Source organism: Microbacterium sp. M1A1_1b, from assembly GCF_053345565.1.
Genome location: NZ_JBKFAJ010000008.1, coordinates 33718 through 49333, shown reverse-complemented (window position 1 = coordinate 49333; position 15616 = coordinate 33718). Strand labels below are relative to the sequence as shown.

Genomic DNA, 15616 nt, shown 5'->3' with positions numbered 1-15616 from the left:
ACCACAGAGTTCCCGCCGCCCCTCGGGGTGAGGGCGGGGTCGAGGAGTGCACCAGTCCCATGGTGGAGCAGAACGAGAACAACGACCAGAACACCGACGACACCGCACCGAAGCGACGCGGCCGCCTGTTCGGCGGACGCCGAGCCAGGTCGGCAGGCACCCTGGAGGCCCGGACCGGCTCCCAGACGCCGACCGACGTGGCCGAGACGGGGACCACCGACACCGGCGCGGGCACCCAGGGCGACACCGCCCCCGGTCCCGAGTCGACGCCGGTCACCGGCTCGGTGTCCGTCGAGGTGCAGGCCGTGAGCGCGACCGACGCTCCCGACGACGTCAGCACGCTGACCGGCGACGTGCCGGTCGTCGACGCTGCTGCCGCGGCGCAGGCGGAAGCCACCGCGGTCGAGCAGTCGGACGCCGTCGTGCCCGCGGCCGACGAGCCCGTCGTCGCCGAGTCGGCACCGGACGCATCGTCGGTCGGTGCCGCCGCCGAGTCGACCGCCGCCGCCGCGCAGCCCGTCGAGGCACCGGCAGCGCCGGAGCCCGTCGTGCCCCGTGCCACGTCGACGCTCAGCCTGATCTTCCACGCCCCGGTCCTGCCCGAGCTGCCGGCCCGCTCGTCCCGGAACGACCGGAACGACCGCGTCGACCGCTCCGAGCACGTCGACCGTGCCGAGCGTCCGGAGCGGTCCGACTGGGACGACGACGACGAGGACTTCGGTGGCGGCAGCCGTCGCCGGACCCGCCGCCGTGGCACCAGCGCCGACCGTGAACCGCGCGACCACCAGGAACCCCGTCGCCGCGAGGTCGAGCTCATCACCGAGCCCCAGCGCATCAAGGGCTCCACCCGGCTCGAGGCCAAGAAGCAGCGTCGCCGCGACGGCCGTGACGCCGGACGCCGTCGCCAGGTGGTGACCGAGGACGAGTTCCTCGCCCGCCGCGAGAGCGTCGACCGCCAGATGATCGTCCGTTCGAGCTCGGAGAAGATCGAGATCGGCGTCATCGAGGACAACGTCCTCGCCGAGCACTACGTCACCAAGTCGCACAACGTGTCGCTCATCGGCAACGTGTACCTCGGCAAGGTGCAGAACGTCCTGCCGTCGATGGAGGCCGCCTTCGTCGACATCGGTCGTGGCCGGAACGCCGTGCTGTACGCCGGCGAGGTCGACTGGAACTCCGTCGAGACGGGCAACCACGGCCGTCGCATCGAGGCGGCGCTCAAGCCGGGCGACAAGGTACTGGTGCAGGTCACGAAGGACCCGGTCGGCCACAAGGGCGCTCGTCTCACCAGCCAGGTCTCGCTGCCCGGCCGGTACCTGGTGTACGTGCCGAACGGCTCGATGAACGGCATCTCGCGCAAGCTCCCGGACACCGAGCGTGCCCGTCTCAAGAAGATCCTCAAGGAAGTCCTGCCGGAGCACGCGGGCGTCATCGTCCGCACCGCCGCCGAGGGTGCGACGGAAGAGCAGCTGACCCGCGACGTGCAGCGCCTGACCGCGCAGTGGGAGGCCATCCAGAAGAAGGTCGAGCACGGTCACGCACCGGTCATGCTCCACTCCGAGCCGGACCTGCTCGTGAAGATCGTCCGCGACGTCTTCAACGAGGACTTCACGAAGCTGCTCATCGACGGCGATGCCGCCCGCGCGACGATCGAGGAGTACCTCGACGCCGTCGCACCGGACCTGAAGGACCGCGTCGAGATCTACGACGGCCCGGACTCGTTCGAGGAGCACCGGCTCAACGAGCAGATCGACAAGGCGCTCGACCGCAAGGTCTGGCTGCCCTCGGGTGGCTCGCTCGTGATCGACCGCACCGAGGCCATGACGGTCGTCGACGTCAACACGGGCAAGTTCGTCGGCTCCGGCGGCAACCTCGAGGAGACCGTCACGAAGAACAACCTCGAGGCGGCCGAGGAGCTCGTGCGGCAGCTGCGGCTCCGCGACATCGGCGGGATCATCGTCGTCGACTTCATCGACATGGTGCTCGAGACCAACCGCGACCTCGTGCTGCGCCGCCTGATGGAGTGCCTCAGCCGCGACCGCACGAAGCACCAGGTCGCCGAGGTCACCTCGCTCGGCCTCGTGCAGATGACCCGCAAGAAGATCGGCGTCGGGCTGCGCGAGTCGCTCGAAGAGGTCAACGCGAACGTCAACGACAACAACGCCGACCCCGGCCCCTCCAAGGGTCGTCGCAAGGGCCGCGGTGGCAACGACGGCGGCAACGGGAACGGCAACGGCAACCAGAACGCCCAGCGCAGCAGCGGTGGCGAGCAGAAGTCGTCGCAGGCGCACCAGATCACGGACGACGTGAAGAACGCGCTGTCCCGGATCGCCGCGTCGACGATCGCCCACGACGAGGTCGTGGCGTCGAACCCGACGACGCCCGCGTCGGCACCGTCGACCGAGGCCCCGGCCCCGGTCCCGGCCGCGAACGCTGCGTCCTCGGAGGCCGATGCGTCCGCCGCCGGCACCGAGCCGACCGGCGGCCCCAAGCGTCGCCGCCGCCGCGGCGGCCGCGCGAGCTCCGAGCAGTCGGCGCCCGCCACCACCGACGGCATCGTGACGGTGTCCGCTCCGGCGGCCACCCAGGCACCAGCCACCGAGGCCGCTGCGTCCGCGACGGCCGCGCAGCCCGCAGAGGCGGCGCAGTCCGAGCCGGCCGCAGCGTCCCAGGCGCCCGCCGAGTCCGCGGCCCCGACCCGCCGTCGGGTGTCGTCCTCGGCACCGGTGACGCCTGCCGACACCACCGTCGCGATCCTCGACATCCCCGTCGCGGTGACGAAGCGCGAGCCCCGCAAGGCGCCCGATGCCGACTCGCTGCTCGACTCGGTGCTGCAGGCGCTCCCCGAGCCCAAGCAGCCCGGTCAGGGACGCTCGCGGTCGCGTCGCGTGTCGTCGGGCAGCATCAGTGCCCCGGCCACGTCCGACGGGCCCACGACCGACGACGGCCCCGTGATCCTGGGGAACTGAGCGTGACCGGGACCCCGACGCGGGCGTTCGCCCCCGGCGCCTCGCGCGAGGCCACGGCGGGCGCACTGATCGCCGTCGTCGGGGTCCTGGCCGTGCAGGCCGTGTCCGGACTCGCGGGCATGGTCGGCACGAGTCTGTACATCGGCCCCTTCGCGTTCCACGGCGGGCAGAACATCGTGCTGGAGTTCGCGACGGCCGTGTTCCTCAGCCCGTTCCCGTTCTACACCGGGGCCTTCCTGACGCTGGCGTTCCTGACCCCGGTGGCCCGCCGCAGTCCGCTGCCGACGGTGCTGCTGCGTGCGGTGCTCGGCGGCGCGGGCGGAACCCTCGCCCTGGCGCTCGTCGGGGTCTTCACGGGCGCGTACGGCGCGTTCGGCGACGGGCCCCGTCGTCTCGTGACGGACGTGCTCACCGGACCGCTGCAGCGTGGCGTCCCCCTGACGGCGATGCTGCTGGCCGCCGCGACGGTGGCCTGGCTGTGGCTCGGACGACCGCGCGGCTCGGCGAGTGCGTCCGACCACCGTGCCGGCGCGCCCGGCACCACGCCGGGCACGGTCCGTCCGGCCGACGCCGTCCCCCCGCCGTCGTTCCCGCAGCAGCCACCGCGTCCGCCCTCCGGCCAGTGGGGCCAGCCCCGGCCCTGACGCACCCGGTCGCACGCCTTGCCGTCAGGCGTGGCCCGACGGTCTGGAGGCCCGTGGCGGGCCCGCACCGGGCCTCCAGACCGTCAGCGGGTCGCGCTCGGACCCGCACGTCGGTGCCCGCGTCAGTGCGCGCGCTTGTCGCGCTGCGCGACCCGCAGACCGCTGGCGATCAAGCGGAGGACGAGCTCGCGACCCGTCACCTCGTGGGCGCCGAGCGCCACGAGTTCGTCGTACCGCGACAGCGGGACGTCGTAGTGGTCGTGGTCGAACGCGCGCGGCGGAACACCGGCGCGTGCAGCGAACGCGTGGAGTTCCGCGTAGGATGTGTCACTGACGAGGTGCGACCACACGGTTTCGTGTGCGGGCCACGTCGGTGGGTCGATCAACACGGTCACTTTGCAAGACTACGTGTGTCGCCGTTTGACCGGACCCATGGGCATCGAGTATTCTCGATCCCTGGTGTCACTGTGCCGTTCGGTCGGACGGTGCCGTTCGGCCAGCTGGCCGTTCCGCCTTTGGCTGATCATCGGTTCCGACCGGTCTGATCGTGCCTGGGCACCCGAGACTTCCCTCAAGCAGAGTTACGTAAGGATTCCACGTGGTTTACGCAGTAGTGCGCGCCGGCGGCCGTCAGGAGAAGGTCGAGGTCGGCACGATCATCACCATCGATCGCGCCAAGGCCGATGACAAGGGCAACATCGAGCTCGCGCCCGTGCTCCTCGTGGACGGTGACACGATCACCTCCGCCGCGTCCGACCTGGCCAAGGTGACCGTGACCGCCGAGGTGCTCGAGGACCTCCGCGGCAAGAAGGTCATCATCCAGAAGTTCAAGAACAAGACCGGTTACAAGAAGCGCCAGGGCTTCCGCGCGGACCTCACGCGCGTCAAGGTCACCAAGATCGCGTAAGGCGGGAGACAGACATGGCACACAAGAAGGGTGCGAGTTCCACTCGCAACGGTCGCGACTCGAACGCACAGCGCCTCGGCGTGAAGCGCTTCGGCGGTCAGGTCGTCAACGCCGGTGAGATCATCGTCCGCCAGCGCGGCACGCACTTCCACCCGGGTGACAACGTCGGTCGCGGTGGCGACGACACGCTGTTCGCACTGGCCGCCGGTGCGGTCGAGTTCGGCACCAAGGGTGGCCGCAAGGTCATCAACATCGTCAACGCGTAGGTCCCACGACGAGCGCTCACTGACGACGCAAGACTCTGGAAGAGGGGCAGGCCGCGCGCCTGCCCCTCTTCGCATTCCTGCACTGCCCCATCCCTCAACGAAAGTGTGAACAACCGATGGCGACGTTCGTCGACGACGTGATCCTGCACCTCAGCGCGGGGAACGGCGGCAACGGCTGCGTTTCCGTTCGTCGCGAGAAGTTCAAGCCGCTGGCCGGCCCCGACGGCGGCAACGGCGGTGACGGCGGCGACATCGTGCTGGTGGCCGACCCGCAGGTCACCACGCTGCTCGGCTACCACCGGTCGCCCCACCGCTCCAGCCGCAACGGCCAGCCCGGCATGGGCGACATGCGCAGCGGCATCTCGGGCGAGGTCCTCGAGCTCCCCGTGCCCGTCGGCACCGTCGTGTACGAGGACAACGGCGACCTGCTCGCCGACATGACCGAGCCCGGGATGCGCGTCGTCGTGGCCCAGGGCGGTCAGGGTGGCCTGGGCAACGCGGCACTCGCCACGACCAAGCGCAAGGCACCCGGGTTCGCGCTGCTCGGCACCGACGGCGAGTCCGGCGACGTCCGTCTCGAGCTCAAGACCATCGCCGACGTCGCGCTCGTCGGGTTCCCGAGTGCCGGCAAGTCCTCGCTCATCGCCGCGGTCTCCGCCGCGAAGCCGAAGATCGCCGACTACCCGTTCACGACCCTGACGCCGAACCTGGGCGTGGTCGAGTCCGGCGACGTCCGCTTCACCGTGGCCGATGTCCCCGGTCTGATCGAGGGGGCATCCGAGGGCAAGGGCCTGGGGCTCGAGTTCCTGCGTCACGTGGAGCGCTGCGAGGTGCTGCTGCACGTCATCGACTGCGCCACGCTCGACCCGGGCCGCGACCCGGTCAGCGACCTCGACGTCCTGCTCGCCGAGCTCGAGCGCTACCCGGTCCCCGAGGGCCAGGTCCCGCTGCTCGAGCGTCCGCAGCTCATCGCGCTCAACAAGGTCGACGTGCCCGACGCCGCCGAGCTCGCCGCGTTCATCACGCCCGAGCTCGAGGCCCGCGGCTACCGGGTGTTCTCGATCTCCACCGCCTCGCACGCCGGGCTCCGCGAGCTCACCTTCGCGCTCGCCGGCATCGTCGAGGAAGCCCGTGCCACCGCGGCGGCCGAGCCCGTGCAAGAGCGCATCGTGATCCGTCCGCGGGCCGTCGACGCCAAGGGCGGCTTCACCGTCCGTGCCGAGGGTGGCGAAGAGCACCGCTTCTACCGTGTCCGTGGCTCGAAGCCCGAGCGCTGGGTGCAGCAGACCGACTTCGAGAACGAAGAGGCGATCGGCTACCTGGCCGACCGGCTCGCCAAGCTCGGCGTCGAGGACGGCCTGTTCAAGGCCGGTGCCGTCGCCGGGTCGACCGTCGTCATCGGTGGCGACGGCGGCATGATCTTCGACTGGGAGCCCACGCTCACGTCCACCGCCGAGCTCATCACCAGCGCTCGCGGAACGGACGCCCGTGTCGACATGAACATGCGCCCGACCCGCAACCAGCGCCGCGAGGAGTACTTCGAGCGGATGGACGCCAAGGCCGCGGCCCGCGCCGAGCTCGAGTCCGAGCGCAAGTCCGGGCTGTGGGCGGACGACGAGGCCAAGGACTGACCACGGCATGACCGAGACGACCGACCCGAGCGCCCTCGGCTCCGTCCGGGTCCGCGCGGACGTCCCGCGCGCCCGGCGGATCGTCGTGAAGGTCGGCTCGTCGTCGGTCAGCGGTGAGAACACCGCGCAGATCGGCCCGCTCGTCGACGCGTTGGCGGCGGCGCACGGCCGGGGGACCGAGGTCGTGCTGGTGTCCTCCGGTGCGATCGCGACGGGCTTCCCGTTCCTGGGGCTCGCGGGCAAGCCGGACGACCTCGCCACCCAACAGGCCGCAGCCGCCACCGGGCAGAACGTCCTGATGTTCCGCTACCAGCAGCAGCTCGACCGGCACGGGCTGATCGCCGCGCAGATCCTGCTGACCGCGGGCGACCTGCAGAACCCGACCCACCGGGTGAACGCGCAGCGCGCCATCGACCGGCTGCTCGCCCTGCGGGTGCTGCCGATCGTCAACGAGAACGACACCGTGGCCACGCACGAGATCCGCTTCGGCGACAACGACCGGCTGGCGGCCCTGGTGGCACGGCTGCTCGGTGCCGATGCCCTCGTGCTGCTGTCCGACGTCGAGTCGCTGTACACGAAGCCCCCCGAGCAGCCCGGAGCCGAACGCATCGACGAGGTGCCCTTCGGGGACGAGCTCGCCGGGGTGACGTTCGGGTCGATCGGTGCGGCCGGGGTCGGCACCGGGGGAGCGGGCACGAAGGTCGCGGCGGCACGCCTGGCGGCCGAGGCGGGGACGGGTGTGCTCGTGACCGCGACGTCCCTGGTGGCCCGCGCGCTCGACGGCGACCACGTCGGGACCTGGTTCCACGCCGCGCCCTAGAATCGTGCCATGTCGACCCCCGCCACGTCGCTGACCGCCGCCGCTGCGCATGCCCGCACCGCGCCCGACGGCACCGGGTCCACCGGGGCCGCACCGAGCCTCCAGGACGAGCTCGTCGCGGCCCGGGCCGCGTCCCGGGTGCTGGCCACGTCGACCACCGCCGTCAAGGACGCCGCCCTCGTCGCGATCGCGGCGTCGCTCCGGTCCGGCACGGACGACGTCGTGTTCGCGAACCACGCCGACCTGGTTGCCGGCGAGGACTCCGGGCTGTCGTCCGGCCTGCTGGACCGGCTGCGGCTCGACCCCGAGCGCATCGAGGCCCTGGCCGTCGCCGTCCAACAGGTCGTGGGACTGACCGACCCGGTCGGGCAGTCCGTGCGCGGGTCGGTCCTGCCGAACGGCCTGCAGCTGTCGCAGGTCCGCGTGCCGTTCGGTGTCGTCGGTGCCATCTACGAGGCACGTCCGAACGTCACGGTCGACATCGCCAGCCTGGCGCTCAAGAGCGGCAACGCCGTGGTCCTGCGGGGTGGTTCCGCGGCGCAGCGCACCAACGCCGTGCTGGTCGGCCTGCTGCAGGACGCCGTCGCGTCCGTCGGCCTGCCGCGCGCGCTCGTGCAGACCATCGACCGGTTCGGCCGCGCCGGTGCCACCGACCTGATGCGCGCGCGAGGGCTGGTGGACGTCCTCATCCCACGCGGCAGCGCATCACTGATCCAGACCGTCGTCACCGAGTCCCAGGTCCCCGTGATCGAGACCGGGGCCGGGGTCGTGCACGTCTTCCTCGATGCGTCGGCGCCGCTCGACCGGTCCGTCGACATCGTCCTGAACAGCAAGGTGCAGCGCCCGAGCGTGTGCAATGCGCTCGAGACGCTGCTGGTGCACCGCGACGCCGCCGAGGGCCTGCTGCCGACCCTCGCCGCCCGGCTCCGGGCCGCCGGGGTCACGCTGCGCGGGGACGACGCGACCCGGGCGATCGTCCCGGGTGTGCTCCGGGCCACCGAGGCCGACTGGGGCACCGAGTCGATGGACCTGGACCTGTCGATCCGCGTGGTGGACGACGTCGACCAGGCGATGGACCACATCGCCCGGTACTCCACGCACCACACGGAGTCGATCGTCACGAACGACGTCGACACGTCCGAGCGGTTCCTGGCGACGGTGGACTCCGCCGTGGTGATGGTGAACGCCTCGACGCGGTTCACCGACGGGGGCGAGTTCGGCTTCGGCGCCGAGGTCGGGATCTCCACGCAGAAGCTGCACGCCCGGGGGCCGATGGGGCTGCCGGAACTGACCAGCACGAAGTGGGTCGTGCGCGGACAGGGGCAGATCCGCGGCTAGACTGGTCCGCAGCCTGCCACGACCGATCGGAGCACCGCACCATGACCGTCCTCGCTCAAGCCGCCGAGTCCGCCTCGTCGGTGCCCGCGTTCATCTTCCCGGTCGTGGCTGCTGCGTTCTTCACGTTCCTCGGCTTCGTGACCTGGTCCTTCCGCGACGTGGCCTACCGCCACTCCAACAAGTTCGAGGCGACCCGCACCCACGAGACCGGTGTGGACGAGTTCGGCCACACGAAGATCTGACGCGCCGCTCGATGCTCGAGAGCTCGGGGCGGCCGCGCATCGGCGTGATGGGCGGCACGTTCGACCCCATCCATCACGGTCACCTGGTGGCGGCGTCGGAAGTCGCACGGTCGTTCGACCTGGACGAAGTCGTCTTCGTGCCCACCGGTCAGCCGTACATGAAGTCCGGGGTCACCGACGCCGAACACCGCTACCTGATGACCGTCATCGCGACGGCGTCCAATCCGATGTTCACCGTCAGCCGTGTCGACATCGACCGTCCCGGCCCCACCTACACGGTCGACACCCTCCGCGACCTGCACGACCAGCGGCCCGACGCCCAGCTCGTCTTCATCTCGGGCGCAGACGCCGTCCAGCAGATCGTCGACTGGAAGGACCATGATGGGCTGTGGGACCTCGCGCACTTCGTGGCGGTCACGCGTCCGGGTCACAACCTGAGCATCACCGGACTCCCCGAGCGCGACGTAAGCTTGCTCGAAGTCCCGGCGCTGGCCATCTCGTCGACCGACTGTCGCGAACGAGTGCGACGCGGCAACCCCGTGTGGTACTTGGTCCCGGACGGCGTCGTCCAGTACATCACCAAGCACCATCTGTATCGGAGCGTTGCATGAGTCCGTCCGACGCGCAGCCGCCTCTGTCGCGGCGCCAGGCGCGCGAGCGTGAGCGCGCCGCCTCGGCAGGCGCACAGCCCGTGACCCCGCCCCCGACCGTCGCCACCCCGGCCGCAGGGTCCACCGACGGCGGTCGACGTCGTCCCGGTTCCCACGTCGCGCCGGCAGCCCCCGCCCCGGCACAGGCCGGTCCCCGACCCGAGTCCGCCCCGGCCGCCGTGCCGATCGTGCCGGTGTCCCAGGGCGTGCCCGACGCGCCGCCCGCCTCGGCGACCGAGATCGTCCCCGGCACCGGTGGACTGACCCGGCGCCAGATCCGCCTGATGCGCGAAGCCGAGGGGCAGGCCGTTCGTCCGGTCCCGCTGCAGAACCCGACGCCGCAGTCATCCGACCGCACCGTGCAGGACGTCCTGGGGACCGTGGCGTCGCTGCAGGACGACGACGGTGCCACCACGTCGCCCACGGCGCCCGCCGGCTTCGCGGGGAACCGCACGCCGGCGTCGGCCCAGCCCGAGCCCGTCGCGCAGGAGCCGTCGTCGCCATCGGCGTCCGCGGCGCCGTCGCCGTCGACCGGCCTGACATCGCCGCCGCAGTCCGACGCTGCCCCGTCCGACTGGCAGGAGCCGTCTGCCGAGACCACGCGGCTCGACCCGGCCGCCGTCGAGCAGGCGACCTCCGCCGACGGCTCGCCGGACGCCATCGAGCCGCTCGAAGCCGCCGCCGCGCACGCCGAGGAACCCCGTCGGCACCGCTCCACGTGGGCCCCGCAGTCCGACGACGACGCGCAGGAGCCGGTCGAGGTCGACGCGGTGGTTCCGGACCCGGCCGCTGCAACGCCGGGCGTGTTCCCCCTCGAACTCGACGGTGATGTCGACGACACCGACACGAACGAGGTCCCGGTGCAGGACGCACCGGGTGTCGCCTTCCGGCGGCCCGTCGAGCCCAAGCCGCTGACGACCGCGTTCGAACCGCCGGCGGGGCACTGGTCCACGCAGGCCCACGACTCCAACGACGCCGAGGTGCACGACGAGGAGACCGGCACACGCCGCGTCGCCGAGACCCGCACCAACGCGCTCATCCTGCCGAACTCGGCCCTGGCCGACCCCACCGGTGCGCTCAACGCCACCGGCGAGGTCATCCTGACCGGCTCGATCGACCTGCCCGCGTCGCTGTCGTCGACCGGGTCGCACCGTCCGATCGACGGTGCCGAGGTCGACCGGCTGCTCGAGCAACACGACGAGCAGCCCGAGACCGACGCCAGCCCGGTGCGGGCGAGCCGTGCGGTCTCGAGCCACACGTCGACCAGGCAGGTGGTGCTCGCCGCGGCGAAGCCCAAGGAGTCCCGCGTGCCGATGGTCCTGCTGATCACCGTCGGGGCCATCTGCGTCGCCGCTGCCGCCGTCATCGTCGTGGCACTCGTGTCGACCAACTTCTTCGGGTCCTGACCGGTCCCCGGGCAACCCCGTCCCCCTCGCCGCCGTCGGTGGCGTGGTTTATGATCATGTCGCGTCCGGCACACCGCTGGGCGACAACCGGAAGGACTCCGTGACCGCCTCTCCTCGCGCACTGGAACTCACGCAGGTCGCCGCTGGCGCGGCCGACGCCAAGCAGGCCGACGACCTCGTCGCACTCGACGTCACGGGGCCGCTGCAGCTCACCGACGTGTTCCTGCTCGCCACGGGGCGCAACGAGCGCAACGTGATGGCGATCGCGGACGAGGTCGAGGACCGGATGCTGCAGTCCGGTGCCAAGACGCTCCGTCGTGAAGGGCGGAGCGAAGGCCGGTGGGTCCTCATCGACTTCGGTGACGTCGTCGTGCACGTCTTCCACGAAGAAGACCGTCAGTACTACTCGCTCGAGCGCCTCTGGTCGGACTGCCCGACCATCCCGCTGCACGTCGGCTCCGACGTCACCGCGGACGCTGGCGCCGAGCAGTCCGCCTAGGTCGCCGACGCGCCCGGGGTACGGGGCCGATTTCCTTCCCCGGGTCCACGATGGTGTACGCTTCACTGGTGCCTCCGGGAGACCAGGGGCAACGAATTGGGTCTGTGGCGCAGCTGGTAGCGCACCTGCATGGCATGCAGGGGGTCAGGGGTTCGAGTCCCCTCAGATCCACCCGAACAGGTTCACTGCGAACGCCGCGAAGCCCCGCTGATCACCGATCAGCGGGGCTTCCTCGTTCCCCGGCCGGCCGCTCCTCGGTCGCGACGCTCGCGCACCACGCGCTCGTAGACGTCCACCATCGTCCGCGTCTGCTGCTCCACCCGCCCTCGCGCGGCGACCATCGCACGACTGGCGGTCGTGATCAGCGCTGGGTCGGCTCGCAGACCGCGGATCACCGCCGCGAGACCGTCGGCATCGGGCGTCGGCGTGCAGAAGCCGCCACCGTCGGGCACGACCTCGGTCAGGTCCGGGTCAGTGTGCACGACGGGCAGCCCCGAGGCGATCGCCTCGAGCATCACCATCGGCTGGTTGTCGAAGCCGGAAGAGCTCGAGACCAGCAGGTGCGCGTCGCGCATCGCGTCGAGGACCTGGTCGTGCGCCACCGCCCCGTGCAGGACGACCGGTGCGCCCCGGGCGGCGCGGCGCACCACCGACCGTGCGACCCCGTCGCCGTACACGTGGACCTCGACACCGGTGGGGAAGCGGTGGGCGGCGTCGACGAGCACCTCGGGACGCTTCTCCGGTGACAGCCGTCCGACCCACAGGATCCGCAGGGTGTCCGCCGCGTGCAGCACACGCTCGTGCCCCTGACCGACGGCAGCGAGCACGGACGACTCGAGCCCGTTGGACACCACCGACACGGGGGTGCGGACACCACGGTCGACGAGCCTGCGTGCGAAGTGCGCGGACGGCACGAAGACGTGATCACTCGCCCGCGACTGGGCGAGCATCACGCGCCACATCCGTCGGGCAGCGTGCGTCGCGGTGTCGTCGGTGTCCGCCGCCACGGTGAGACCGGCGTGGCTCACCTGTCCGGCGTGCAGGCGCGCCAGCAGGGCGGTCGTGATGGCAGGGAACGGCAGCACGTGCTGCGTGTAGACGTCGATGCGACCGTGCATGGTGTGCACGACGGGCAGGCCGAGCTCGTCGGCGGCGCGGACCCCACCCAGCGCCGCGAACATCTCCGAGTGCGTGTGCACCACGTCGATCCCGCGCGCGGTGAACTCGCGGCGGAGTACCGACCGCAGCCGGGCGGGCGGCCACGCGAACGGGTAGCCGTCGGGGCGGAACACCGGCGACACCGGCAGGCCGACCACCCCGGGGTCCGCGGACGTCGTCGCGAGGGGACAGAACACGGTCACGTCGTGTCCGGCACCCCGCAAGCCGTCGGCAAGCGCACGAACCGCGGTCTGCACACCGCCGAGGGTCGGCAGGTAGTAGTCGGTGACCAGGGCGATCCGCACGAGTCGGAGCCTAGGGGACCGCCCCCTAGGATCGTCGGCATGGGGGAACGGGTACTCGTCACGGGCGCGAGCGGGTTCCTCGGCGGGTACGTCGTCCGTGACCTCCGGACGCACGGGTACGACGTCGTCGCTTCCGGACGCCGGGCCGAGGCGCTGCCCGAGGGTCCGACCTTCGTCGGGGACCTCGACGCACTGGGACGTGCCGACGTGTCGGACACCGGTGCCGTCGACGTGGTGGTGCACTGCGCTGCTCTGTCCTCCCCGTGGGGTCGGTGGGCGGAGTTCGACCACGCGAACGTCACCGGGACGGCACGGGTGCTGGCCTACGCACGCCGTGTCGGCGCTCGTCGCCTGGTGCACATCTCGTCCCCGGGCATCTACGCCGCACCGCGAGACCGGCTGGCCATCCGCGAGCACGAGGTGGACCCGAGCCGTCCGATGAACCACTACATCCGGTCGAAGCTGCACGCCGAGGCCCTGCTCCGCGCCGCGACCGGTCCGGAGACCGTGGTCCTGCGCCCACGCGGGATCATCGGTGTCGGAGACCCGTCGCTCGTGCCGCGACTGCTGCGGGTGCACGAGCGTGTCGGGGTCCCGTTGCTGCACGGCGGTCGGGGGCTCGTCGACCTGACGGCGGTCGAGAACGTGGCCCTCGCCGTCCGGCTGGCGGTCGAGGTGCCCGCGGCGCGGGGTCTGGCGTTCAACGTCACGAACGGCGACCCGCGGCCCTTCGTCGCGCTGCTGGACCAGCTGCTGACCGGTCTGGGGCTGCCGCTGCGGCACCGCCCGCTGCCCGCCGGTGTCGTGTACGGGGTCGCCGCTGCCCTGGAAGCCGTGTGCGGTGTGCTACCGGGACGCCCCGAGCCACCGGTCACCCGCTACACGGTGTCGACCATCACCCACTCGCAGACGCTCGACATCACCCGTGCGCGCGAGGTGCTCGGCTACACGCCCGCCGTCACGCTCGACGCGAGCCTGGCGCGGTACGCGGAGCACCGCCGTGGGTAGCCTCCGCGCGTTCGCGTGCGGGACGACCTCGCACGGCATGCACCAGCTGCTGCGCGGCGCGGCCCGCGAGCGACGGGTCTTCCCCGCGGGCGTGTTCCTGTACGAGTCGGGTGTCCGCCGGGTGCTCTTCGACACCGGCTACGCCGCGCACCCGTGGAAGACCGGTGCTGCGGGCTGGGCGTACCGCCGACTGCTGCCACCGGACGTGCCGCCGGGGTCGACGATCGCCGCCCAGGTCGACCCGGCGACGATCACGCACGTGGTGCTGTCGCACCTGCATCCGGACCACGTGGGTGGGCTGCGGTCGTTCCCCGACGCGACCCTGGTGGTCACCGAGGCGGTGCGCCGAGCGATGCACGGCCCACGGATCCGGGACGGGGTGTTCCGCGGGCTGCTGCTGCCGACGACGCCACGTCCAGGGTCCGTGCAGGTCGTCCCACGGTCCGCGTTCCGTGCCGGACCGCTCGGCCTGGGCACCGTCGACCTGTTCGACGACGGGTCCTGGCTGCTCGTGGACCTGCCCGGGCACGCCGACGGTCACGTCGGTGCCCTGGTGGAGGACCGGGTGCTGCTGGCGGGGGACGCCGCCTGGGGGCGGGACCTGCTGGGCCAGGAACACCGGATCCGCGCGGTGCCCCGAGCCGTCGCACACGACGCCGACGCGCAGGCGCGCACGGCCCAGGCGTTGCTCGATGCCGAGCGCTCCGGCGTCCGTCTGCTGTTCAGCCACGACCCGCACCCGACCGATGTCGACCTGCTCGCACCGTGACCACACCACCTGGGGGACCATGAAGACCTGTCGCATCGACGGCTGGGGCACGTACCTGCCCGATGACGCCGTGACGTTCACCACCCGCTCCGGAACCGTCACGCGGTACCGGGTCGCGGACGACGTGTCGCAACTCGACATGCTGGCCGCAGCAGCCGACCGGGCCATCCGTCGCGCGGGTGTGCAGCCGGACGACGTCGACTGCGTGATCGCAGCGTGCGCTGCCGGCGTCCAGCCGATCCCGTGCACGGCGGCCCTGGTGATGGAGCGCGTCGCACCCGGGGCCCGCGCCGCGGCCTTCGACGTCAACTCGACCTGCACGAGCTTCATCACCGCGCTCGACATCGCGTCGCGGTACCTGGCCGACGGCACGTACGAGCGCATCCTGATCGTGTCCGGCGACGTCGGGTCTCGATTCCTCGACCCGGCAGAGCGGGAGTCCTACGAGCTGTTCTCGGACGCCGCGGCCGCCGTCGTGGTGACCCGTGGCGACACCACGACCACGGACGGCCTGGGCGACGACCGAGCCACCGGCCCCGGGATCCTGGCGAGCCTGCAGCAGACCTGGCCCGCCCACGCGCACGACACCGAGCTCCGGGGCGGGCTGTCGCTGCACCCGGCGCAGGACTACGCCGACGGCGACCCGGCCGACTACCGCTTCGACATGCACGGCCGTCGTGCGCTCATGGGCATGCTGCGGGTCCTGCCCGAGTTCTTCGAGCGGTTCTTCACCGCGGCCGGGATCGGTGTCGAGGACCTGGACCTGGTCGTGCCGCACCAGGCGAGCGGCGCACTCGGGATCGCGATGCGCCGGGTCGGCATCCCTGACGGCTCGTACGTCGACGCGGTCGCGGAGTACGGCAACATGGTCTCCGCCTCGGTGCCCTACACGCTGGCGCGGTGTCTGGACGACGGCCGGGTGCGCCGGGGCGACACCGTGCTGCTGTGCGGCACGGCGGCGGGCCTGACCGCGAACGCGCTCGCCCTGCGCCTGTGACGTGCAA

The 15616-nt window shown here is 71.8% G+C and carries 16 protein-coding genes and 1 tRNA gene; 15 read left to right on the top strand and 2 right to left on the bottom strand.

The window, feature by feature from the left end:
• The first annotated feature begins 59 nt into the window (after positions 1-59).
• Together ACLBWP_RS15970 and ACLBWP_RS15965 are read left to right on the top strand one after the other, a co-directional pair.
• Positions 60-2969, top strand: a complete 2910-nt coding sequence (locus ACLBWP_RS15970; protein ID WP_447655890.1) for an Rne/Rng family ribonuclease — start codon at positions 60-62, stop codon at positions 2967-2969.
• 2 nt (positions 2970-2971) lie between these two features.
• Complete coding sequence (locus ACLBWP_RS15965; protein WP_447655889.1) at positions 2972-3613, top strand: hypothetical protein; 642 nt, start codon at positions 2972-2974, stop codon at positions 3611-3613.
• 122 nt (positions 3614-3735) lie between these two features.
• Here the strand turns inward: ACLBWP_RS15965 and ACLBWP_RS15960 are convergent, their stop codons facing one another.
• Positions 3736-4008: a DUF4031 domain-containing protein gene (locus tag ACLBWP_RS15960; protein WP_447655888.1), complete on the bottom strand. Its 273-nt coding sequence runs from the start codon at positions 4006-4008 to the stop codon at positions 3736-3738.
• A gap of 203 nt (positions 4009-4211) precedes the next feature.
• Here ACLBWP_RS15960 and rplU point away from each other — a divergent pair, with 203 nt between their 5' ends.
• The 10 genes from rplU (at position 4212) to ACLBWP_RS15910 (ending at position 11543) form a co-directional block, all read left to right on the top strand.
• Positions 4212-4520, top strand: a complete 309-nt coding sequence (rplU, locus tag ACLBWP_RS15955) for a 50S ribosomal protein L21 (protein WP_243564403.1) — start codon at positions 4212-4214, stop codon at positions 4518-4520.
• Between the two features lie 14 nt (positions 4521-4534).
• A complete protein-coding gene (rpmA, locus tag ACLBWP_RS15950) occupies positions 4535-4786 on the top strand; it encodes a 50S ribosomal protein L27 (RefSeq protein WP_243564404.1) in 252 nt (83 codons plus the stop codon).
• A 116-nt stretch (positions 4787-4902) separates the two neighbouring features.
• A complete protein-coding gene (gene obgE / locus ACLBWP_RS15945) occupies positions 4903-6417 on the top strand; it encodes a GTPase ObgE (protein WP_243564406.1) in 1515 nt (504 codons plus the stop codon).
• 7 nt (positions 6418-6424) lie between these two features.
• On the top strand, positions 6425-7237 hold the full coding sequence (proB, locus tag ACLBWP_RS15940; protein WP_243564409.1) for a glutamate 5-kinase: 813 nt from the start codon (positions 6425-6427) through the stop codon (positions 7235-7237).
• A gap of 9 nt (positions 7238-7246) precedes the next feature.
• Positions 7247-8575, top strand: coding sequence for a glutamate-5-semialdehyde dehydrogenase (locus ACLBWP_RS15935; RefSeq protein ID WP_447655887.1), 1329 nt, complete (start codon positions 7247-7249; stop codon positions 8573-8575).
• A gap of 41 nt (positions 8576-8616) precedes the next feature.
• Positions 8617-8817 carry a hypothetical protein gene (locus ACLBWP_RS15930; RefSeq protein WP_243564413.1) on the top strand — a complete coding sequence of 67 codons (201 nt, stop codon included), beginning with the start codon at positions 8617-8619 and terminating at the stop codon, positions 8815-8817.
• A gap of 11 nt (positions 8818-8828) precedes the next feature.
• Complete coding sequence (nadD, locus tag ACLBWP_RS15925; RefSeq protein ID WP_243564415.1) at positions 8829-9428, top strand: nicotinate-nucleotide adenylyltransferase; 600 nt, start codon at positions 8829-8831, stop codon at positions 9426-9428.
• A complete protein-coding gene (locus ACLBWP_RS15920) occupies positions 9425-10873 on the top strand; it encodes a hypothetical protein (RefSeq protein ID WP_447655886.1) in 1449 nt (482 codons plus the stop codon). Before nadD ends, ACLBWP_RS15920 begins: the two co-directional genes overlap by 4 nt.
• Before the next feature lie 100 nt (positions 10874-10973).
• Positions 10974-11372: a ribosome silencing factor gene (gene rsfS, locus ACLBWP_RS15915; protein WP_243564419.1), complete on the top strand. Its 399-nt coding sequence runs from the start codon at positions 10974-10976 to the stop codon at positions 11370-11372.
• A gap of 98 nt (positions 11373-11470) precedes the next feature.
• A tRNA-Ala gene (locus tag ACLBWP_RS15910) sits at positions 11471-11543 on the top strand.
• Between the two features lie 47 nt (positions 11544-11590).
• On the opposite strand, the gene ACLBWP_RS15905 is transcribed toward ACLBWP_RS15910, so the two are convergent.
• Entirely contained in the window at positions 11591-12835 is a 1245-nt protein-coding gene (locus ACLBWP_RS15905; RefSeq protein WP_447655885.1) for a glycosyltransferase, read from the bottom strand.
• 39 nt (positions 12836-12874) lie between these two features.
• Here ACLBWP_RS15905 and ACLBWP_RS15900 point away from each other — a divergent pair, with 39 nt between their 5' ends.
• The 3 genes from ACLBWP_RS15900 to ACLBWP_RS15890 are packed head-to-tail and all read left to right on the top strand — an operon-like array spanning position 12875 to position 15609.
• Positions 12875-13843, top strand: a complete 969-nt coding sequence (locus ACLBWP_RS15900) for an NAD-dependent epimerase/dehydratase family protein (RefSeq protein WP_243564423.1) — start codon at positions 12875-12877, stop codon at positions 13841-13843.
• Positions 13836-14612 (top strand): MBL fold metallo-hydrolase, encoded by a 777-nt coding sequence (locus ACLBWP_RS15895; protein ID WP_447655884.1) that lies wholly within the window; start codon positions 13836-13838, stop codon positions 14610-14612. Before ACLBWP_RS15900 ends, ACLBWP_RS15895 begins: the two co-directional genes overlap by 8 nt.
• Before the next feature lie 19 nt (positions 14613-14631).
• Positions 14632-15609, top strand: coding sequence for a 3-oxoacyl-[acyl-carrier-protein] synthase III C-terminal domain-containing protein (locus tag ACLBWP_RS15890; protein ID WP_447655883.1), 978 nt, complete (start codon positions 14632-14634; stop codon positions 15607-15609).
• Positions 15610-15616: the final 7 nt, after the last annotated feature.